19 protein-coding genes are annotated in these 20,932 nt (G+C 32.3%); 7 read left to right on the top strand and 12 right to left on the bottom strand.

The features are described from left to right. Positions 1-83: 83 nt before the first annotated feature. The 3 genes from EAG11_RS01295 to EAG11_RS01285 form a co-directional block, all read right to left on the bottom strand. Entirely contained in the window at positions 84-2,021 is a 1,938-nt protein-coding gene (locus EAG11_RS01295) for an LTA synthase family protein (protein WP_129537525.1), read from the bottom strand. A 54-nt stretch (positions 2,022-2,075) separates the two neighbouring features. After that, entirely contained in the window at positions 2,076-2,303 is a 228-nt protein-coding gene (locus tag EAG11_RS01290) for a hypothetical protein (RefSeq protein ID WP_129537524.1), read from the bottom strand. 92 nt (positions 2,304-2,395) lie between these two features. Further along, positions 2,396-3,781 carry an MATE family efflux transporter gene (locus EAG11_RS01285; protein ID WP_129537523.1) on the bottom strand — a complete coding sequence of 462 codons (1,386 nt, stop codon included), beginning with the start codon at positions 3,779-3,781 and terminating at the stop codon, positions 2,396-2,398. A gap of 193 nt (positions 3,782-3,974) precedes the next feature. Between EAG11_RS01285 and EAG11_RS01280 the strand changes: the two genes are divergently transcribed. Further along, on the top strand, positions 3,975-4,490 hold the full coding sequence (locus EAG11_RS01280; RefSeq protein ID WP_129537522.1) for a hypothetical protein: 516 nt from the start codon (positions 3,975-3,977) through the stop codon (positions 4,488-4,490). Positions 4,491-4,663: 173 nt separating this feature from the next. Continuing rightward, positions 4,664-5,599: a DUF6268 family outer membrane beta-barrel protein gene (locus EAG11_RS01275; RefSeq protein ID WP_129537521.1), complete on the top strand. Its 936-nt coding sequence runs from the start codon at positions 4,664-4,666 to the stop codon at positions 5,597-5,599. Position 5,600: 1 nt separating this feature from the next. Here the strand turns inward: EAG11_RS01275 and EAG11_RS01270 are convergent, their stop codons facing one another. The 6 genes from EAG11_RS01270 to EAG11_RS01245 all read right to left on the bottom strand — a co-directional run bounded on the left by EAG11_RS01270 (position 5,601) and on the right by EAG11_RS01245 (position 13,215). Beyond that, positions 5,601-6,314, bottom strand: a complete 714-nt coding sequence (locus EAG11_RS01270; RefSeq protein ID WP_207209614.1) for a LytTR family DNA-binding domain-containing protein — start codon at positions 6,312-6,314, stop codon at positions 5,601-5,603. A gap of 495 nt (positions 6,315-6,809) precedes the next feature. Continuing rightward, positions 6,810-7,862, bottom strand: coding sequence for a sensor histidine kinase (locus tag EAG11_RS01265; RefSeq protein WP_129537520.1), 1,053 nt, complete (start codon positions 7,860-7,862; stop codon positions 6,810-6,812). A gap of 114 nt (positions 7,863-7,976) precedes the next feature. After that, positions 7,977-8,576: a porin family protein gene (locus tag EAG11_RS01260; RefSeq protein ID WP_129537519.1), complete on the bottom strand. Its 600-nt coding sequence runs from the start codon at positions 8,574-8,576 to the stop codon at positions 7,977-7,979. Positions 8,577-8,799: 223 nt separating this feature from the next. Then, the gene (locus EAG11_RS01255; RefSeq protein WP_129537518.1) at positions 8,800-10,581 is read right to left on the bottom strand and encodes a cytochrome-c peroxidase; all 1,782 of its coding nucleotides are present in this window, start codon (positions 10,579-10,581) and stop codon (positions 8,800-8,802) included. Positions 10,582-10,677: 96 nt separating this feature from the next. After that, a complete protein-coding gene (locus EAG11_RS01250; RefSeq protein WP_129537517.1) occupies positions 10,678-12,135 on the bottom strand; it encodes a hypothetical protein in 1,458 nt (485 codons plus the stop codon). A 198-nt stretch (positions 12,136-12,333) separates the two neighbouring features. Then, on the bottom strand, positions 12,334-13,215 hold the full coding sequence (locus EAG11_RS01245; RefSeq protein WP_129537516.1) for a PPK2 family polyphosphate kinase: 882 nt from the start codon (positions 13,213-13,215) through the stop codon (positions 12,334-12,336). 209 nt (positions 13,216-13,424) lie between these two features. Here EAG11_RS01245 and EAG11_RS01240 point away from each other — a divergent pair, with 209 nt between their 5' ends. From EAG11_RS01240 to EAG11_RS01230, 3 genes are all read left to right on the top strand, one after another. Further along, positions 13,425-14,261 carry a hypothetical protein gene (locus tag EAG11_RS01240; protein WP_129537515.1) on the top strand — a complete coding sequence of 279 codons (837 nt, stop codon included), beginning with the start codon at positions 13,425-13,427 and terminating at the stop codon, positions 14,259-14,261. Between the two features lie 151 nt (positions 14,262-14,412). After that, positions 14,413-15,039: a hypothetical protein gene (locus EAG11_RS01235; RefSeq protein ID WP_129537514.1), complete on the top strand. Its 627-nt coding sequence runs from the start codon at positions 14,413-14,415 to the stop codon at positions 15,037-15,039. 111 nt (positions 15,040-15,150) lie between these two features. Then, the gene (locus tag EAG11_RS01230) at positions 15,151-15,738 is read left to right on the top strand and encodes a phospholipid scramblase-related protein (RefSeq protein WP_129537513.1); all 588 of its coding nucleotides are present in this window, start codon (positions 15,151-15,153) and stop codon (positions 15,736-15,738) included. Between the two features lie 62 nt (positions 15,739-15,800). On the opposite strand, the gene EAG11_RS01225 is transcribed toward EAG11_RS01230, so the two are convergent. Further along, positions 15,801-16,646, bottom strand: coding sequence for a L,D-transpeptidase (locus EAG11_RS01225; RefSeq protein WP_129537512.1), 846 nt, complete (start codon positions 16,644-16,646; stop codon positions 15,801-15,803). Between the two features lie 263 nt (positions 16,647-16,909). Here EAG11_RS01225 and EAG11_RS01220 point away from each other — a divergent pair, with 263 nt between their 5' ends. Next, a complete protein-coding gene (locus EAG11_RS01220) occupies positions 16,910-17,626 on the top strand; it encodes a 3-ketoacyl-ACP reductase (protein WP_129537511.1) in 717 nt (238 codons plus the stop codon). 144 nt (positions 17,627-17,770) lie between these two features. On the opposite strand, the gene mtaB is transcribed toward EAG11_RS01220, so the two are convergent. Continuing rightward, the gene (gene mtaB / locus EAG11_RS01215) at positions 17,771-19,105 is read right to left on the bottom strand and encodes a tRNA (N(6)-L-threonylcarbamoyladenosine(37)-C(2))-methylthiotransferase MtaB (RefSeq protein WP_129537510.1); all 1,335 of its coding nucleotides are present in this window, start codon (positions 19,103-19,105) and stop codon (positions 17,771-17,773) included. A gap of 625 nt (positions 19,106-19,730) precedes the next feature. Here mtaB and EAG11_RS01210 point away from each other — a divergent pair. Continuing rightward, on the top strand, positions 19,731-20,249 hold the full coding sequence (locus tag EAG11_RS01210) for a hypothetical protein (RefSeq protein WP_129537509.1): 519 nt from the start codon (positions 19,731-19,733) through the stop codon (positions 20,247-20,249). 154 nt (positions 20,250-20,403) lie between these two features. Here the strand turns inward: EAG11_RS01210 and EAG11_RS01205 are convergent, their stop codons facing one another. After that, entirely contained in the window at positions 20,404-20,931 is a 528-nt protein-coding gene (locus EAG11_RS01205) for a GNAT family N-acetyltransferase (protein ID WP_129537508.1), read from the bottom strand. Position 20,932 lies beyond the last annotated feature (1 nt).

Raw genomic sequence — 20,932 nt, 5'->3', positions numbered from 1 at the left:
AAGATTCAACAAGACTTTTTAACCTCTAAATCTTAGTAAGTACTTAAAAAACCTTTGTCACTTTGCACCTTTGTATTTCAAAATCACTTTTTCTTTCTAAGCTTATACTTATTTTGTTTATATAAATTCCCAGCTGTTACTACGTGTGCCAAAGCATCTTTTGCAAGTTCTTCGTCTAGCTTAACAGGAATTAAGGTTGTATCATTTTTAATTTCGAATTGCAATGGCTTTAAATTTGGTTGCATAATTACAACCTTGTTCTCTACTCTAAAAGCATTAATATCATTAAACTGCATAATTGACCTTCCTTTTACATCTGGCCCTATTTTAGTTAAATTTCTTCCTATCATTGGCGTTTCAAACTGTGCTCCGATGTAACTTAGTAACGTAGGAGGAATATCAATCTGGCTCGCCAATTTATCATATGCTTTCCCTTTAGGAACTCCAGGCCCCATAATTAAGGCTGGAATATGAAATTTGTTTATTGGTACTAAATTCTTTCCGTATGTTCTTGTGTTATGATCTGCAATTACGATAAAAATAGTATTCTTAAAGTAAGGTTCTTTTTTAGCCATTTCGAAGAATTTACCAATCGAAAAATCGGCATATTTCATAGCGTTATTAACTGTAGCAGCTTTTTTGTCATATGGTTTTATTCTACCTTCAGGATACTCGAATGGTTCGTGATTAGAAGTTGAAAACATTAATGAGAAAAATGGTTTATCTCCTTTGGCTTTAAAATAATTATTTGCTTTTACAACTAAATCTTCATCAGAATACCCCCAAGTCCCTTTAAATGCATATTTATGTCCATCGCTATCAAAATCTTCCTGATCTACGATATCTTGAAATCCATTTCCGTTAAAGAAAGAAGCCATATTATCAAAATTGGCCATTCCTCCATATATAAAACTAGTTTCATATCCTTTTTGTTTTAAGGCATCTGCCAAAGTAAAAAATCCTTGTTGCGAGTTCCCTAATTTTACTACACTTTCTGAGGGTGAAGGAAGAAATCCTGTAACTACAGCTTCAATTCCTCGAACACTACGCGTTCCTGTACAATATAAATTTGTAAAAAGTAATCCTTCTTTTGAAAGTTTATCAAACTCAGGAGTTAATGGCTTACCTCCCAAAATCCCAACATACTCTGCCCCAAGACTTTCTTGCAAAAATATAACCAAGTTATATGGTCGCTTTAAAAGTGTATCTGGATTTTGAATGTGTAAAAATGGAATTTCTGGGTCTGTAAAATCATTAGGATTTACTGTCATGTACTTTTTTACACGAGCAATAGCTTCTGCTTCTTCCATTTTACCATACATCTTAGTGTTTCCTTCATTCTTAATAGAGTAAGCTGCAAAAGCTACTGTATAAAATGAATTTAATCCTAAAGTATTTGTTAGCTGATCTGTAGAGAAAACCGCATTACTTGCATTAATTGGTCGTTTAGATGTAAGACTTGAACGTGCTCCAAAGAACAACAGAAAAGCCACTAATGGAAATACAATTAATTTTAATTTATAATCTGCTGGATGGGTATGAAAATATTTTTGTCCTTTCTTAAAAGCAAAATATACTACAACCCCTAAAATTATAAAAGTAACGATGATAGATACCAAGTAACTTTTTAAAAGCATGCCTACAACTTCTTTAGGATATATTAAATAGTCTAAGAATATCTTGTTTGGACGCGTATCATATTGTTTTACAAAATCAGGTGTCGCCAATTCTACAAAAAGAATCAGAAAAAGAAATAAGAAACTATAAAACACCAAGAACTTATTGGTAAATTTGATGCAGTTATTTGGTAATAAAGTAACCAAAAGTGCTGGAAGAAATGACAAATAACATAGCAATATCAAATCCATTCGTAACCCGATTGGAAAGATATACCAGAAATTAGGAGTTTCAACTACTCTATCCTTAAATATGAAAAATAAAAATATTCGACTTAATGTAGTAATTAGCAATCCAATTGCTATAAAATTAAAAATCGGTTTTAAAAAAGCGAATTTTTTCATTTAATAAGGATTTTTTAAAGTGTTGAAAAAAATATTTAAATTAAAATAAGGTGCTTATTCTTCGTAAAGTTTTATCTCTCTATCATAAAACTCATTAGCAAGAACAATTAATCCTTCCATTTCGGCATTTAATTCAGCCTCATCAAGATCTTCTGCTTCTTCCATAAACTCAACCTCATCATCTTTTAAATTGATAATAAATCTTGGGTAATCAAGATGAATAATGAAGATATCATCTGGGAAATCAGTATTGTCGCCGAGTAAAAATTTAGGTAATTCCATTTTGTTTTTGTTTTATTTTTCTATTGTCTGTTATACAGACTGTTTTTTTATACAGATTTACTTTGTCTGTGTGTATTTATTATGCTCCAAATTTATGAATTTGAAACTGAATTATTGATTAATTTTTTTGTTAGGTAATGAAAACGAATATACAAAAATATAGCCGCTGCAGTTAATCCTGCCAAAAGACCTATCCAAACTCCTTCTGCTTTCATATCGGTATATTCGGCTAAATAATAGGAAATAGGAAAACCGATAATCCAATAGGCTACAAATGTAATATACATCGGTATTTTAACATCTTGTAATCCGCGTAAAGCTCCTAGAACAACTACCTGAATTCCATCTGAAATTTGAAAAATTGCTGCTATTAAGAGTAATTTCGATGCAATAGCTATTACTTCATTATTATCTAGAAGCTGTCCTCCATTTTCCATATTCAAAAAGATATGTGGTAAGTAATTATGGAAGGCTATAAACAGAATAGCAAAAACAGTTTCGATTATAATAGCTAGTAAAAAGATAGAACGTGCCACTACAATTAAGTTTTTAAAATCGTTTAATCCTCTTTGATTACTAACTCTAATCATTGAAGTTACGCTTAATCCCATAGCAAACATAAAGGTCATCGAAGCCAAACTTAAAGCAATTTGATTGGCAGCCTGGCTCGTTTTTCCAATATTACCACAAAGCCAAATTGATGCTGTAAACAATACTACTTCAAAAAGCATTTGCATCGCTGATGGAAATCCTATACTTATAATTTTTTTAATGGTTTCCTTTTTAATTTCTGAAAAACTAAAATTCTGAAAATGATGTTTTAATTCTTCTCTTCTAGATATCATAATGTGCATAAACATTACCAAAAATATTCTTGAAATTACTGTTCCAAGTGCTGCTCCAACAATTCCCATTTTAGGAAAAATCCAGATACCATAAATCAACAAATAATTTATACCTACATGCAGGACATTTGCCATAACCATAGCATACATCGAATACTTAGTAAGCGAAAGCCCATCTGCAAATTGCTTGTATCCCTGATACATAATTAAAGGAATCAATGAGAAAGCAACCCAGTCAAGATAAGGTTTAGCAAGTGCGATTACATCTGCTGGTTGTTTCAGTAATTCCATTATGGGCTTTGCTAAAACAACTACTCCAAAAAGCATTAATCCTAAAATGGTGCATAAAAATAATCCATGATGAAATGCGTTGCGAATTTTTTTATCATTCTTCTCGGCATCGCCTTCGGCTACTATAGGAGTAATTGCAGTTGAGAATCCAATTCCTAATGACATTGCAATAAAAATCATGCTGTTACCTAACGAAACTGCAGCCAGCTCTGTACTTCCTAGTTTTCCCACCATTATATTATCGACAATACCTATAAGGGTATGTCCTACCATTCCTAATATTATTGGATAAGCTAATTTTAGATTATAAGAAAATTCTTTTGTGTATTGAGAAAAGTTCACTTTGTATTTTTTTAGTGTGCAAAGATAATTAGAAGCTTTCAATTCTTTCTCTATTATTCAATTTATAAGCCTATTTATTATTCAATTTATTGATAACCTCAATATTATATAATAAAAGCTAATAATTATATAACGTCCTCACACTACCCTACTACTACTTTTACATCATTAATAAACTAAAACATCTGATATTATGAAAAAGACAATCAATTTAAAAATGCTATTAATTGCAGTTTTTGCAATTATATATACTTCTGCAACGGCACAACAAAGCACCGAAATAAAAAAATATGATCAAGGTTTCCGTTTAGGATTTGGTTTAAACGGTGGAATTCCGACAAATAAAGTGTATAGCTGGTCTTTAGGTGGTGATGTTAGATTACAGTATGATTTATCTATGAAAACATCTTTAACCCTAACAACTGGTTTTACCAATTTATTTGTTAACAAACAGGACTTAAAAGACATCGGATTCATTCCTGCAAAAGCAGGTTTCAAAGCTTTTATCTGGGAAGATCAATTTTATGTATTAGGTGAAGTTGGTGCAGGTTTTGCAGTTACAAACGGATACAATGACACTACATTTTTGTGGGCTCCAGGAATTGGGTATGCTAATAAATATGTTGATATAAGTGTGCGATATGAAGATTATACAAAATTCAACACCAATCAGGTTGCATTGCGACTGGCATACGGGTTTAAATTGTAAACTTCGTTATAAAACATTCATAAGAAGCCTTTCGAAAGAGAGGCTTTTTTAGTTTTATGCAATTTAATACATGCTAATTTTTACCATTGGTCAACAGATAGCAACCATTAGTCAAACCTATTTTTAGTATCACTATAGAACATGGTACTTCGTGTAAAATTTTAATTTAAATCATGAAAAAATCTGTTTTTTATCTATCTCAACTGTTCTTATTTCTATTAATTTCAATTTCTGCAGAAGCACAAACCGGTATATCTGGAGAAGCTAAAATTGATTATGTCCCGTTTTCTAATTATGTTCGTCCAATAGACAGTTCTAAAACTGATGCAAAGAGTAATTTTAAAAGAGCTCAAGTTGCTCTAGAAATTCCCATTTCTTTAAAAATGGACAAATACAATAACCCTAGATTATGGTCAGTATTGCTTATGGGAGCTTATGCTAAAATGGAAAATAAAGATTACGACATGCAATTGCTTCCTGCAGAATTACCAAATGGATTCCCTACAGAGATTTTAAATGCACAAATCGGAGTTAAACACTTACGCTCCATTTCTCAGTCTTGGTCTTTATTAATAATGGCTTCTGTTGGTGTCTATAGCGATATGGAGCAAATTAACAAGGATGATGTATTGGTTCAAGGAGGTGTAATTTTTATAAAACAATTCAACCCTAATTTAGCTTTCGGTTTAGGACCAGTTCTTACCAATAGTTTTGGTGTTCCGATGGTTCTTCCAGGAATTTATTTTAATTGGGAATCTCATGGCGCTTTACATTTTAAAGTTAATTTTCCAGAAGGAATCGAATTGGGCTATCGAATGACTGAAAATTTTGACCTAAAAGCTGTTTTGGAATTAAGCGGAATGACAGCCGAAACCAGAATAGGAAACAAATCAATGTTATTAGGATACCAACAAATTATTGCTGGTATTAAGCCACAAGTAAAACTGGGTAAAAATTGGATATTTGAACCTACTATTGGATCAACTTTAGTTCGCTCTTTCTCGACCAATGATCGAAAAATAAAAGAAATTTTTAAAGAAAAAGACCTTGCTGACCCAAAATTCACAACCACATTCTATGGAGCTGTTGCTCTTAAATGGAAGTTCTAGATTATCGGCTCAATAAATTCTTATAAACTACCTCTTTCAATAACGCTTCTCTACGTGTTCTTGAAATTGGTAGTTCTTGCCCTTTTATAAATAAACGCCCTCCGGAAACTGAATCGATATGAGTAATATTTACTAAAAATGATTTATGAATTCTAAAGAAAATATCCGCTGGAAGTGTTTCTTCCAACGAAATCATAGTTTGATGAATCACAAGCACTCTATCTTTAAAATGCAGCTTAGCATAATTTTGCATTCCTTCTATATATAAAATATCAACCCAAGAAATTTTTTGAAATCCTTCCTCTTGACGCACATACAGAAATGAATCTAGTGGAGTTTGTTTAGGAGCTCCAATCATTTGATGCCACTGCTTTGCTTTTAAAGAAGCTTGATAGAAACGCTGAAATGTAATAGGCTTCAATAAATAATCGATCACTTGCAAACGATATCCATCCAAAGCATGTTCGGAATAAGCTGTTGTAAAAATTACCAACGGCGGATTATCCAAAGACTCCAAAAATTCTAATCCTGAAAGATAGGGCATATTAATATCAAGAAATAATAAGTCTACTTGCTTGTCCTGAATATATGAAGTAGCTTCCAAAGCCGAAGCACAGGTACCTATTACTTCCAGAAAATCAATCTTAGAAACAAAATCTACAATCCCATTTCTAGCTATAGGTTCATCATCAATTACCAGGCATTTCATGGTCATAACTTATATTTTTTTTAAATTCTTAACGCTTTAAACTTAACTGCATAGTTCGTAAAGCTTTATCTAATCCTTTTAATCTGTGTCTTAAAATTAACCGCAAAGGGCACAGTCCCGATAGCTATCGGGATACACAAAGTTCGCAAAGCTAGTTCAAAACAAAGTTTTTTAAAATCTTTTTAATCATTATAATCTGTGGCAAAAAATAACCACGGAGCTCACAAAGTTTATCTGAAATCTTATCTTTTCATCCAAAGATAAATCAGATAATCTGGATCACTTGATGGTAATTTACACGCAGATTTTGCAGATTGAGCAGATTTATCATTTATACTACATATAAAATCCTTTTAATCCTTACAATCTGTGGCTAAAAAATTAACCGCAGTGTTCGCAAAGCTGGTTCAACACAAAGCTTTGCGAGCTTTGCGTTTTTATAAAACCATCAGTATGCAAAATCTTTGCACCCGCTACGGTAAAAAATCTGTTTGATGTCGATTACTTTAAATCCAAAACAAGCCTAACTGTAAAATCCGAATCGGTCTTGTTTATCCTTAATTCATGTCGGTCTGGATACTGAATTGCAAGTCTCTTCTTAACATTTTCAAGCCCTAACCCCTGACTCTTAGATGGCATTTTGTATTGCTCTGTATATGAATTTTCTATTTGAAAAATTAATTGTTTATCTTCTTGTCCACAAGATAAATGCACATACCCTTTTTGGTGTGGTAATCGCGAAACGTGTTTAAACGCATTTTCTATTAAAGGAACTAAAAGCAATGGAACAATTTGTAACTGTCCGTCTTCGATATTCCAATTAGTTTTCACATCTAGTTCATCGCCCCATCTGGTTTTTTCGACCGAAACCAAATCTTTTAGATACTTGATTTCGAGATATAACGAAACATATTCTTTATTACATTCATACAATTGGTATCGTAAAATATCCGAAAACTGAATCAATAAATCTGAGGCTAGTTGTACATTACTTTGCATTAAAATATGAATATGATTCAAGATATTAAACATCAAATGCGGATTGATTTGATCTTGCAGAATTTTTATCTGAGCTTCTAAGTGAACTTGTTTTAATTCGGCATGATTTCTTTCGATCTCATTATGTTCCTGATAAAATCGAAGTCCGCAAGCGGTGCCACAAATCAAAATTGCAGCGGGAATACTTCCACAAAACCGAGCCCACAGAAACTGAATAGTAGTCATATCTGCTTCTTCTGGATATAATCGGTTACGTGTGCGCGAATCTGAAAAACTGGCATAAATGACAGCTAGGCAAAGTGACAAAAGCAATACTACAACAAAAGCCTGTATCGCAAATAGTGTCATTTTATTTTTGCGTAATGCCTTAGGAAGCATTACATCACTAAGAAAATGCGCCAAAACAATAGCGCTTAATAATATTAGAGCTGACTGGCGTATAGCCGCCATTGTACCATAATCAGCAATCAGTTGCGCCCAAATGGTTGTCCCGAGTATAAACCAGAAAAAGATTAAAAATATCCAGTGAAATTGATCTTTATTTTTTGTTTTCATCTAAAAAGGAAATAAGAGAAAATTAGTGGTCAAAAGTAACTCGATATTTCTAAAAGAGCAGCAAAGAACCAAAAAGATTCTTTGCTGCTGCTTTTGAGTTAACCTTAAAAGAGGTTATAAAATAAAATATCCAACACTTACATTAAAAGAATTCGCTTTAGAATTGAAATCTTTACTAATATTATTTAGGCCTCCTTGATAAGTAAAATCTAAAGTAAATTTCCACATCTCGACACCAGCTCCTACCTGATATCCTATATTGGACTTATTAAATTTTCCAAATGAGTTCTTTAATTGATTCAATGACGTAACATTCTCGTCGATAACATAAGAATAAACCCCTCCTCCAAAAACTCTCACATTAAGTGCATCAAAGTTTACTACTTTATAACCGATCACTAATGGAACCTCAATACTTTTCCATTTTACATTTCGAGTCCCCATTAAAGAAGTCTTTTCAATTTTTGAAGATTTCTCGCTATACAAAATTTCATTTTGAATATAAAATCTCCCTACATCAAACCGTGCCATTGCTCCTCCAAAATAACCTGACGCATATTTAGAGCTAAAACCATCTGAAACAGGCAACTCTGAATAATTTGCTCCACCTTTTATACCAAAATGAATCGGTAGTGGAGATTGCGCATGAAGTTTGCTAGAAATTAAGCCTAATAAGAAAACAGCTGTGAACAATACTAATTTGTAAATTTTCATGATAATAGTTTTTATTAATTTGATGCAAAGGAGCATAAACTATAATCCCTATTAAAATTAGTTTGATGAACAGCATTAGCCTTTTGACCAACGGACAGAAAAATTAAACACAAAGTTCGTAAAGCAACACGTGACCCATTAGCAGATTAAATTATATATAATCTCTCAGTCTTTCATCTTGCCTCTATAATCTAGCTTCTTCCCCCATCTTACTTCTTACTTCTTACTTCTTACTTCTTAGATATCTCTCATCCGTTAGCGTCTTCATAAAGTCAATTAATTGTTTCTTTTCTTTTTCAGTTAAGTTTAATTTGTCTTCAGGTAACGTTTGGTTAGGAAGATCAAATCCTAAACCTATCCCTCCACCTTCATTATAAAAGTCAACAACTTCTTCAAGTGTTTTATAGACTCCATTATGCATATAAGGAGCCGTAAGCTCTATGTTTCTTATTGTAGGTGTCTTAAACGAAAACTTATGAATAGCCGCTTGTGTTAAAACAAACTTCCCTAAATCACCATCAAGTGTTTTATTTTTATTTGGTACACCTAATACTTCACTCTCTGATCTGTCAAAATTTGGAGGAACGGTTCCGTTTGTAAGCGGAATAAAATGGCAGGTCGCACATTTGGCTTTACCTGCAAACAAATTAAAACCTGCTTTTTCATCTGCTGTAAATGCTTCTTTATTTTGCATATATCTGTCAAACTTAGAGTCGTAATGACTCAAAGAACGAATATAGGATCCCAAAGCATTTTTTATTTCAAATTCATTTATTTCTCCTTTCGAGAATGCCTTTTTAAATTCCTTTACATAGTTTGGATTTTTCTGGATCGCAATAGCAGATTTTTCTAGAGAACCATGCATTTCGTTTTCATTTTTTATAACTGCAACTGCCTGATCTTCGAGATAGCCTACTCGGGAATCAGAGAAAAACACTCGCTGGAAAGCAATATTAGCAAGCGTTGGCGTATTACGTTGAAGCATCGATTTTCCGTCTAATGAAATCGCTCGTTCTAAGCCATCCGTAAATGCTTTTTCTTCATGATGACACGAAGCACAAGACCTTGTATTATTCCCAGATAAAATAGGATCATTAAATAATTTTTTCCCTAACGCTATTTTCTCTGGTGTTGTTTTATAATCTGGAAAACCCGAAAATGCTTCTGCATCAAATGCATCCTTATCAAATATAGTTTGTGCTGTTGGTTTTAAACCTCTAGATTCTGTCATAAACGGAATCCCTAATTCTATTTGAGTTTTATAAAGTCCTCTACTCAACGGATTCGCAATTTCTCTAATAAAATGTGCCCGATCAAAAGTATTAAAATCAGTATTTGATTTTAAGTATTTTTTTCCTTTCTCAAAGATATCAAGAACCTCTTTAGCATTCGAAACCTTCTTATTTTCTACAAAAACACGATAATATTTTTCAATCGTTTCTAAAGACACCAATGCTTCGGGAATGGAATTAAACACAACTGGCGAATCAAATCCTGTAATTCCCAAAGTAATAATTCGATATACTTGTAATCGCATAGCATCAAAAACATGAGCATCGGTAAGCTCATTAGTACTCGAAACTTTTTCTAAACGAGTTAAATTAGCGGTAAGTACTCCCAATTCCTGAACTAATTCTTTCTTACTAGTGGCATTATATTTTGGAAAAACTAATTCCTCAATAACCTGAAATCCCTCAGGCGGAACAGTTATCTTATCATTTTCCTCAAACTCACTTATTGCAGGGCCATTAATAGCTTTAGAAACTGTTGGCGAGTAATATTCACTTATCATCTCGACTTTCTTATAACTTTGATGAGCCTCTAAAAATTGTCTCTGAATTTGTGCTTCGGTCGAATCAGACTGAACTGAATATTTGAGCTTGGCAACTTTCTGAATCAATAAAGTAATATCAGCTTTAAACAATTCATTTACTTCTTGATGTTTGTTTTTTTTCTGACAAGCAACTAACATTACTAGCAACAACAAACAGTATATTTTTTTCATGATTTAATAACAATTAAAAAGAGGAATATTCAGAAAAACAGAAACCACTACCTCATATTGAAGTAGTGGATAGCTGTTTTATAATTACTTAAAAAATTATCTTGCTAAACCTTTAAGAACTAAGATTTGACTTGCTTGTTTTTCATTCGGACGGTTTGTTCCACCATCAACGCCTTTATATTTATCGCCAGTCCAGCTATGAGGCTGAACACTTAACATAAAAGTATCTTCGATGCCAACTTGCTCAGAAACATCAATCAAAGCACCATATTCCCAATCTCCAAATTTAGACATACCACCTACGTTATATTTAGCTGCATCTGCTTGTGTACGACGGTGATCCAATTCAACCACAACTTTTAAATCTTTAGTTGCAATATTATATTGATAGATATAAGCATCATGAGTTTCATCACCATATCCGTTAGCATCTTCCTGAACGTAAACAAAGTTTTTAGTTACACAAATATTATCTGGATTCTGAAATTTACCTGCAATTCCTGAACGATTATCTCCATCAAGAACAACCTCTAAAGTTCCTTTTAATGGATCAGCTGCATCAAGATTTAATCTATAAACTCTACCATATTTAGTTCTAGAAGCATCTGCATTTGTTCCAGTTGTATTTTGTCCTGTAGCATTAAAATACAATTCACGATCTGCTGCACCACCACCTTTACGGTAATCTAAATCTTCAACACGACCAAATTTAATTGCTTTTAAAGTATTTACTGATGCATTGATTTGAGCACCCGTAAGTGTTTTATGGTTATCAATTTTTACAAAAGAAATAGGGTAAGTTTTACTAACTACCATATCCATCTCTCTTTGGTTATCATCGTTTCTTTTTAACATATATAAAGAACCACCTGATAAATCACCTACAGTATTCGATACATACATAAAAACCTGACCTCCGTAAGTTCCTGAATCATCGTCACCAATTACAACAACTGTTTTTCCTTTATAAGCACCTGTACGTAAAGGCAAAGCATTTTCAGCACTCAAACGGCCAAATCCTGCTAACTCTTTAGATACTGATGCAGAACCTACACTTCCGTAAGGATCCAATGCATGCGTACGAGATTCTTCACCAGATTCTCCACAAGTTAAATATACTGGTCCAAAACCATGCTCAGCTGGTGTAGCCATTGTAGCTCCACATAATCTCCAAGTACCTCCACTAGAATTCAACAAATATTCTCCTTTAGTAGGTTTAAATGTCTTATCTAAAGTAATTCTGGAAACGGCAAAATTATCTTCGTTGTTTACCAAAAAAGTAAAAGTCCCATCAGTATTTTTTAACAAGCCAGAACCATCAGCAGAACCTCCAAAAACAAACTTTGGACTATCTGGAAAAACATCATCAGAACTAAAAAGTGAATAAATTTTCAAGTTTTCAAAACCTGCTTTTGCTTTTAATAAACTCGGTGTAACCGATTGGTCTTTTAACACAACACTAGATGTTGCAACTTCTTCTTGATCTTTAGAATCGTTGTTGCACGATGTAATTAATGATCCTAGAATAATTAGGGGTAAAATAATTCTTTTCATTTTTAGTTTTAAGTTGGTTTATATTTTTTTGGCAAAGTAAGCCCCCACTCTTTAACTAAAAATGATTTAGATATTATCAAAAAAACAAAAGTCACATCAAAACCACCCAATAAACCCTAAAATAATTAACATTAAATTAGTAATCCAAAACATTCATAAACTTTCAGTAACATCACAACAAAAAAAAGAGCCTTATTTCTAAGACTCGTTTTCTAATTGTTGTTTATACATCTTGATATTATCTTTTATCGCTTCAGGCAATTCTGGTTCCTTAATATCAGCATGTTTTTGCATTACTTCCCAAATAATTCTGGCAACAATATAACGTGCCATTTCTTTATCATCAGCAGGAACAATATACCAGGGAGCATCTTTGGTCGAAGTTTTATTTATCGCTTCCTCATAATATTGCTGATATTCCTCCCAATGCCCACGTTCCTTCAAATCCGACACAGAGAATTTCCAATTATGTTTTTCTTTCTCCAATCGTCGTAATAATCTTTGGCGTTGTTCCTCTTTACTCAAATGCAAGTAAAACTTTAGAACAATAGTTCCGTTTTGAGTAATATGCTTCTCAAAATTATTAATTTGCTCAATCCTGTCCTTCCAGAAATCTTCTGGAATATCTTCTACCTTCTCAATTCCAGGTAAATTCTCGTTTAATATAAATTCAGGATGTACGCGTGTTACCAAAATATTCTCGTAATGCGTACGGTTAAAAATCGCATACTTCCCTTTTTCAGGCAAAGCAAGATAATGTCTCCATAAATAGTCATGTTCCAACTCAGCCGAAGTAGGCGTTTTAAAACTATGAACCACAACACCACGCGGATTAAATTCCTTAAAAACCTCACGAATCAAACTATCCTTCCCCGAAGTATCCATCCCTTGCAAACAAATCAAAACGCCGTACCTATTATGCGCGTACATCTTATCTTGTAGTTTACTCAATTTGGCCTGAACCTTATCCAGCTTCACTTCCTTTTCTTTCTCATCGGCATCTATATCCAACAAAGTCGGGATTTTTGATAATTTTATTTTATCAACAACTTTAAAATTTTTCGGGTCAATTGATTTCATAATTCCTCGTTTTAATTAAAGTAAATATACTATTTTTGGTCAGCTTTTTCCCGCTTTGCATTACAATACTTTTCAGTAAATTGCTTTTTTCTAAAAAGTAACAGGAGCTTCCGCTGGTCGCTCTGTTCCTTCAAGAAAAAACAACAATTTCCTCTCAAAGTATTTTCATTACACTCGGGGCTAAAACAACTACATTTAAAACAACAATCATGGAAAAATTCACACTCGAAATCCTATTCCAAATCATCGGGATCGGATCAGCATCAGGACTTATATATCAAGACAATTCATTATATATCATTGGCGATAATAGTGGTTATTTATACGAATACAACATCGATAATTCCGATTTAAAAAAACATGAGATAATTGCAAATCCAACCGAAAATATTGCAAAAAATATAAAACCAGATTTCGAATCTATTACGCATCATAACGACACCTTGTATATTTTTGGCTCTGGCTCTACCGATCAAAGAAACAAAATGGTTGAATTTGATTTAAAATCAAAAACTAAAATTGCTACAAATAACTTAACCGATTTTTATGCCGTAATGCAAAATTTCTCAGGTATCAAACCAGAAGATTTCAATCTCGAAGGTGCTATTTTTGATGGTGAGAATTGGTATTTATTCAATCGTGGAAACGGAAAAACCAATAAAAATGCCATATTCACCATACATGCCAAAAGTTTAGGAGAAGAATTTAGTCTTATTTCTGTAGATTATAAACTCCCAAAAATAAAAGGAGTTCGAAGCAGTTTTACGGATGCAATTCTCGTTGATGATAAAATTTACTTTTTGGCTACAGCCGAAGACACAAAATCAACTTACAATGATGGAGAAATATTAGGTAGTTTCATTGGTCAAATGGATCTTAAAACTATGAAAATCGACTACACCAAAAAAATAAGTTCTACCAACAAATTCGAAGGATTGACTTTATATAAAAAATCAAATAATACAATCGAATTTTTACTTTGCGAAGACAACGATACGGAATTATTAGAGACTACCATTTTTAAATTAAACCTTCCGATTAAGTAATTCACAAACAATAATCAACTGGATAAATATTGCAAAAAAGACAATCTCAAGAATATTAAAGATTGCCCTAATGTAAATTACAATAAGAAGTTGCGCCTCTTCTGTAAAACAGATCAATAATTCAAGTCATCGGATATCAGCAAACCTAAAAATGAAGCAAATTTACAAAAGCATTATAATCATCTTATTCTTTATCAATATTAAAAGTTACTCCCAAACACAGGAGGCAATAATTTTTTTTAAAAATGGTGATTCCATTGAGGGTTTTGCTGCACTAAAATTCAATAAAATAAAATTTAAAATCTCTCTTGACGATAAAACCGATACATGGGATTACGAACACATTAAAAAAATCACATTCTTTGGTTTTGAAATAAAAAGAACCTTTGAATATGTGACATTAAACTCAGTGGACAAACCTAAACTAGTGGAGGTTATTACAGAAGGAGAAGCTACTTTGTATAAAAAACTAGGTTCAGATTACAGCCTTTTTGATCATATATCAAATCCGCATGATGAAGTACAATCTTATGGTTCATATATTAACGGACAATATTCTCAACCAAGAGACGTCCCTGAATTTTATTATGTTAAAAAAGGAAAAGATAAATATCCAACTTGTCTAAATTGTGGAGTCATCAATTCCTGGAGAAGAAATACTTCTAAATTTTTCGCGGATTGTGATTATATCGTTAAAAAATTAAAAGGCGATAAATGGCTTTTTACTGATATTGAACAAATCGTCGAATTTTACAATGACATTTGTTACGAACAATAAATCATATTTAAAAATAATTTATCCTAATGGAACTGAGATTATTATTAATGATCTTAAAACCCAAAAGGATATTACAAAAAACAATTAATAAATTAACTTTAAACAATTAGAATGAACCCAATCTTGAATCAAAATTTATTTTTAGTAAAAGAACATGTCGGGATGTTCAAAGCTGCAAATAACTACGATATCTACAATCCAGAGAACAACGAACTAATAATGAATTGCCGAGAAAAAAATCTAGGCTTTTTTACTAAAGTATTACGTTTTACCGATTTTAAAAGAGCAACACCTTTTAACATAGAAATTGCAACACCTGCAGGAGAAAAAATAATCAATATAAAACGTGGAGTAGCAATTTTTCGCTCTACAGTAGAAGTATTCGACGAAAAAGAATGCTTAATTGGTACATTCAAACAAAAATTGCTTTCTATTGGAGGAAAATTTGAAATTTTAGATAAGAATGAAAAAACCGTTTGTATGCTACAAGGAAAATGGACTGGTTGGGATTTTAAATTTACTAAAGACACCAAAATGCTTGGGCAAGTAAATAAAAAATGGGCAGGTATCGGAAAAGAATTCTTTACCAGTGCTGATAATTATGTACTTCAAATTGAAAATACCGTTAGCCAAGATGATAACTCTAGACAACTTATCTTAGCAGCGGTAATGTGTATTGATATGGTATTGAAAGAATAAAATTATACCTAAAATAATTGAAGCCACGAATTCTCAACAAAAAGGATTCGTGGCTTTTTTTATTATTTATTATTTTGGTATGCTTCTCTATTTTTCTGTTCAGTCAAAATCTTATCCAAGAAAGGCTTTGTTTCTTTTTCTATTTCTTCAGGAGAAATTTCCAAAGCTTTAGGATCTTTAGCTAATTGCAACCAAGGTTTCTTTCCATCAAAATCATAAGTACCAAAAACGATCACAGGAGTTCCTTTAACCTTCACATTCTCTTTATCTGCCAATACCCATTGATCGGCCCAATCGTAAAGATAACGAGCATCTTTTTCCTGAAGTCGCAAGCACGAATGCGAAGCAGGATATCCCGGCAAAGCATATTCATGAAAACCGACACCTTTCTTGTTCTCTATATTAAAGTTCCATTTTAAATCCCACTCGTCATTAAAAGTACTTACTGTTTTCTCTGCTTTCCAATTAGTATAAAAAAGCCCTGTTGGAGTAGGATCCTTTTTTCTCCCCATATTAGTAGGTCCAGTATAAACCAACTGCCCTTTCTCATAAGCGGCAAAAGTTTGCGATGGGTATGAAAAGAAAATTACCTTATCGATAGCTCTCAAATAGGGTACTGTCAACGGAAACGGGAGATAATGTTCGATCTTACCTTTTAAATCAGAAGGTACCAAAATAGAATCCATCTTGGCAAAATTGGTTTTATCAGTTCGGTTAACAGCAACAAGGATATCTAACTGTGCATCGGCAGTAGTATTGGCCTTTAACCAATCTTTTCTGTTTTCTATACGATAAGAAATAGTTGCAGGTTTTTTTCGTATTTCTATTTCTTTAATCTCTGGAGTCTCATTTTTTTTACATGAGAATGACAGAATTGCTATAGCTAAAATAAGAAGTGTCTTTTTCATAATAAATGTGTTTATTACAAATTTGGCTTATTAAATAGAAAAATGCATTACATAATTTTCTCCTTTTGTTTCTTTATTTAAAGATATCAATAAAATATTTAATGTATTTTAAAATAAAAAAACGAAAACGTAATAGTGACAAACCAGTTAATTTTATATTAAGAATCCCTGTTAAAAGCCACATCCAAAGTTGAAAATAGGTATTTTTGCATGACAAACTATTTTAAACAAATTGTACTTTACAATACATAAAAATAACTACTATGAGTAATCTAAAAAATAAAAATGCGCTAATTACTGGTGCAGGAAAAGGAATTGGAAAAGCAGTTGCTATTGCATTAGCAAAAGAAGGTGTAAATGTAATTTTAATGGCAAGAACTCAAGCTGATATTGATACTGTGGCAGCCGAAATAAATACACTTGGAGTAAAATCATTAGCAATTACTGCTGATGTATCTGACATTAACTCTGTAAATAATGCCGTAGAGAAAGCATTAGCAGAATTTAAAACTATCGATATTTTAATTAACAATGCAGGAATTGCAGCATTTGGTAATTTCTTAGAATTAGAGCCAGTTGCTTGGGAAAGAATTATTCAGGTAAACTTAATGGGTACTTATTATGTAACTCGTGCCGTTTTACCAAATATGATTGCAAACCAAACTGGAGATATCATCAATATTTCTTCAACAGCAGGTTTAAACGGAAATGCATTGACTAGCGCATATAGTGCTTCAAAATTTGCAGTTCTAGGACTAACTGATTCTTTAATGCAAGAAATGAGAAAGCACAATATCAGAGTTACTGCTTTGACACCAAGCACTGTAGCAACCGATATGGCAAAAGAATTAAAACTAACAGATGGTAATCCTGAAAAAGTAATGCAATCTGAAGATATTGCAGAACTAATCATTGCCCAACTTAAACTAAATCGAAGAGTATTTATTAAAAACAGCAGTATTTGGTCTACAAATCCTTAATTAAAAACTGTTAATTATATTAAACACAAATTCCACAAATTTACACTAACTGTTTCGTGTAAATTTGTGGAATTTGTGTTTGTTCTTTCTTCTATTATAAAATCTCGTAAGTCTTGCTTTCTTGCTCAGTCTTATCTTTCTCTTTTAGGCTTCTGCTAATTTATTTACAAACTCTAATCGTACACTTCCGTCTTCATCAATGGTAGTTAAATTAATTTCGTGTAGCGTATTTACTAGTTCAGGATTCCAAGGCGTTTTCACTTTTACATAATTCTCAGTAAAGCCATGAATGTAGCCTTCTTTATTTTCACTTTCAAAAAGTACAGTTTTATTAGCTCCTAATTGACTTTCGTAAAAAGCACGGCGTTTTTTTACTGATAATCCTCGTAGCATTTTACTACGTTTGGCACGCACATTTGCAGGAACAATTCCAGGCATATTAGCCGCTTCGGTATTGTCACGTTCAGAGTAAGTAAAAACATGTAAGTAAGATATGTCCATTTCATTCAAAAAATGATAGGTTTCTAAGAAATGCTCATCCGTTTCACCAGGAAATCCAACAATTACATCGACTCCAATACAAGCATGAGGCATAACTTCGCGAATTTTATTTACTCGCTCTGTATATACTTCACGAAGGTAACGACGCTTCATTAATTTCAAAATATCATTACTTCCTGATTGTAACGGAATATGAAAGTGTGGCACAAAAGTTCTGCTCTTAGATACAAATTCAATTGTTTCATTTTTTAACAAATTGGGTTCTATCGAAGAAATTCTCAATCGTTCAATTCCTTCTACTTTATCCAAAGCTTGAACTAAATCCAGAAAAGTATGTTCGTGTTTCTTATTCCCGAATTCCCCTTTTCCATAATCTCCAATATTAACTCCAGTAAGAACTATTTCTTTGATATTTTGAGCTGATATTTCTTTTGCATTTTGTAATACATTCTCCAAAGCATCACTACGTGAAATTCCTCTTGCAAGCGGAATTGTGCAATAGGTACACTTATAATCACAACCATCCTGTACTTTTAAGAAGGCACGAGTTCTATCTCCAATTGAATAACTTCCTACATAAAAATCGGCTTCCGAAATTTCACAAGAATGAACTTCGCCCATATCATTTTTGCTCAAATCATTGATGTAATCAGTAATCTTAAACTTTTCGGTTGCACCCAAAACCAAATCAACACCATCTACCGATGCCAATTCTTCTGGTTTAAGCTGTGCATAACACCCAACAGCTGCAACAAATGCTTTATCGTTAAGTTTCATCGCTTTCTTCACAACCTGCTTAAACTGTTTATCAGCATTTTCAGTAACTGAACATGTATTGATCACATATATATCAGCAACATCTTCAAAATCGACACGATCAAAACCTTCATCATTAAAATTTCTGGCAATTGTTGATGTTTCTGAAAAATTCAGTTTACATCCAAGCGTATAAAAAGCAACTTTTTTTCTATTTTCCATAGCAATAAACTACGTTTTAAGTAGTATCTATTATAATTTATCTCTTTACAAAAGAGTTTGCAAATTTACGTACAATATTTTTTAAAATGAAATCAATAATAAGCTATATATCAATATTTTGACTTACAGTAACATTTATTTCCTCCAAAAAATACCGAAAAAGCAATACTCTTTTTACTTTTGAGAAAAATGAAACGAAAAATCTAGAAAAAAAGAACAAAAAGTTTCATTTTACCCCAATAATAATGCTCTCTAGACTTTTTTTTAAAGATCAAAATCAAAAAAGCATTTTAACTAGCAGATAAATCCTATTTATATATCCTATTTTTTTTCTACAGAGCCTTTTTATATTAAAAAAAACCACACAATTATATAACTATCAACAAGATACACCCAGTGAAAAATAAAAAATTTAAAAAATAAAGTTTTCCTATTATACGCTTTGTTCGCGTAAATATTCGCCTTAAATTCACGCCACGAAAAATGTGGTAAAAACAATACTAATTGGCATCAATTTACGTTAGTTACTTTTTCATAAACATATTGAATTCTTAACTGAATGAAAATATAAATGGGCAAACCGAAAACCATATAGAGTAGGTATATTAAAATTAATTACAAAAACATGAAAGCATTTTTCCCTACAATCTTATTAATGCTATTAACTACTTTTGGAGTACAAGCACAAACTACTAGTGCTACTACAAATCCATTTCCTTCTATTACCACACTTACCTCTTGGGCAAGTTACAATTCACAATCAAAATTTGATATTGAAGTACGTGGTATTGGATTTAAATTTGAAGTAAAATCTGTTGAGGAAGGTTCAACTGCTTATACCTACATCAGAAAAGTAATTGTAAACGACATTTCTTACACAGACAGAATCGTTTATAGAATTGCAAATGGTAATACTGCAAGTATTATATCACTAGTAACTGCTTCGACAGATTTAGTATCATTGTACACACCACAATTGTCAACATACAAAAGCAACAACTGTAAAACAGAAATGTCAAAAGACAAAAACACAACTTGTTCTTGTTATGAGAATGCTAATTACTCTATTGACCTTTGCGACGAACGTGTAAAACTTACAATGGGAGATGGAAATAAATATTTTATTTCAGTTGCGAAAAAATAAGTTCAAAAGTACTTAAGATATACCGTTATCTAGTAACGGAACGGTGTTACCCAAATCTTTACATACCAAAATCAGCAACAACTTACCTACATTTTGTTTCTAGATTAAAACTAAGAGATTGTAAAGATTTGGGAGACATTGTGTTTTTTAAAGCCTAAAGATGAGGATTCTTCAGTTCATACCAAACTTCTTGTTCACCATCAAGCATAAAAGAATTCACATACTTTAGTCCTAGTTTTTCGAGAATACTTCTAGAACCACTATTTCCTGCATCTGCATAAGCATAAATTCCTTCTACTTTCATTGTATTAAAAGCATAATCTATAAAAGCTTTCCCAGCTTCAGTAGCATATCCTTTACCCCAATGCTCCTCAATAAAACGATATCCTATTTCGTAGAAATCCTTGTGATTATTGATACTTTCGGTAATAAATTTTATTCCAGACCAACCTATAAAAGTATTGGTTTCTTTGAGAACTACAGCCCAGCGGCCAGTTCCATGATCCTCATATTGCTGTTGTACAAATTTAATATAAGCACGGCTTTCATCAATATGAGTAATCGGCTTCTTCCCTACATACTTATGTACATTAGGATTAGATTCCAATTCAAAAAGCCCTACATCATCTGTAGAAAAAAGTTCTCTTAGTAACAATCGTTCTGTCTCAATTGGAGTTTTCATA

The sequence above is a fragment of the Flavobacterium sp. 140616W15 genome (genome assembly GCF_003668995.1).
In the GTDB taxonomy this organism is placed as follows: Bacteria; Bacteroidota; Bacteroidia; order Flavobacteriales; family Flavobacteriaceae; genus Flavobacterium.
Note: the sequence above shows the minus strand (reverse complement) of the source record. Positions and strands in the feature narration are given on the sequence as shown.

What these genes read in the sequence shown, in the direction of transcription:
- EAG11_RS01295 (WP_129537525.1), bottom strand. Translation starts at nt 2,021, where the DNA reads ATGAAAAAATTCGCTTTTTTAAAACCGATTTTTAATTTTATAGCAATT.
- EAG11_RS01290 (WP_129537524.1), bottom strand. Translation starts at nt 2,303, where the DNA reads ATGGAATTACCTAAATTTTTACTCGGCGACAATACTGATTTCCCAGAT.
- EAG11_RS01280 (WP_129537522.1), top strand. Translation starts at nt 3,975, where the DNA reads ATGAAAAAGACAATCAATTTAAAAATGCTATTAATTGCAGTTTTTGCA.
- EAG11_RS01275 (WP_129537521.1), top strand. Translation starts at nt 4,664, where the DNA reads ATGAAAAAATCTGTTTTTTATCTATCTCAACTGTTCTTATTTCTATTA.
- EAG11_RS01270 (WP_207209614.1), bottom strand. Translation starts at nt 6,314, where the DNA reads ATGACCATGAAATGCCTGGTAATTGATGATGAACCTATAGCTAGAAAT.
- EAG11_RS01265 (WP_129537520.1), bottom strand. Translation starts at nt 7,862, where the DNA reads ATGAAAACAAAAAATAAAGATCAATTTCACTGGATATTTTTAATCTTT.
- EAG11_RS01260 (WP_129537519.1), bottom strand. Translation starts at nt 8,576, where the DNA reads ATGAAAATTTACAAATTAGTATTGTTCACAGCTGTTTTCTTATTAGGC.
- EAG11_RS01255 (WP_129537518.1), bottom strand. Translation starts at nt 10,581, where the DNA reads ATGAAAAAAATATACTGTTTGTTGTTGCTAGTAATGTTAGTTGCTTGT.
- EAG11_RS01250 (WP_129537517.1), bottom strand. Translation starts at nt 12,135, where the DNA reads ATGAAAAGAATTATTTTACCCCTAATTATTCTAGGATCATTAATTACA.
- EAG11_RS01245 (WP_129537516.1), bottom strand. Translation starts at nt 13,215, where the DNA reads ATGAAATCAATTGACCCGAAAAATTTTAAAGTTGTTGATAAAATAAAA.
- EAG11_RS01240 (WP_129537515.1), top strand. Translation starts at nt 13,425, where the DNA reads ATGGAAAAATTCACACTCGAAATCCTATTCCAAATCATCGGGATCGGA.
- EAG11_RS01235 (WP_129537514.1), top strand. Translation starts at nt 14,413, where the DNA reads ATGAAGCAAATTTACAAAAGCATTATAATCATCTTATTCTTTATCAAT.
- EAG11_RS01230 (WP_129537513.1), top strand. Translation starts at nt 15,151, where the DNA reads ATGAACCCAATCTTGAATCAAAATTTATTTTTAGTAAAAGAACATGTC.
- EAG11_RS01225 (WP_129537512.1), bottom strand. Translation starts at nt 16,646, where the DNA reads ATGAAAAAGACACTTCTTATTTTAGCTATAGCAATTCTGTCATTCTCA.
- EAG11_RS01220 (WP_129537511.1), top strand. Translation starts at nt 16,910, where the DNA reads ATGAGTAATCTAAAAAATAAAAATGCGCTAATTACTGGTGCAGGAAAA.
- mtaB (WP_129537510.1), bottom strand. Translation starts at nt 19,105, where the DNA reads ATGGAAAATAGAAAAAAAGTTGCTTTTTATACGCTTGGATGTAAACTG.
- EAG11_RS01210 (WP_129537509.1), top strand. Translation starts at nt 19,731, where the DNA reads ATGAAAGCATTTTTCCCTACAATCTTATTAATGCTATTAACTACTTTT.
- EAG11_RS01205 (WP_129537508.1), bottom strand. Translation starts at nt 20,931, where the DNA reads ATGAAAACTCCAATTGAGACAGAACGATTGTTACTAAGAGAACTTTTT.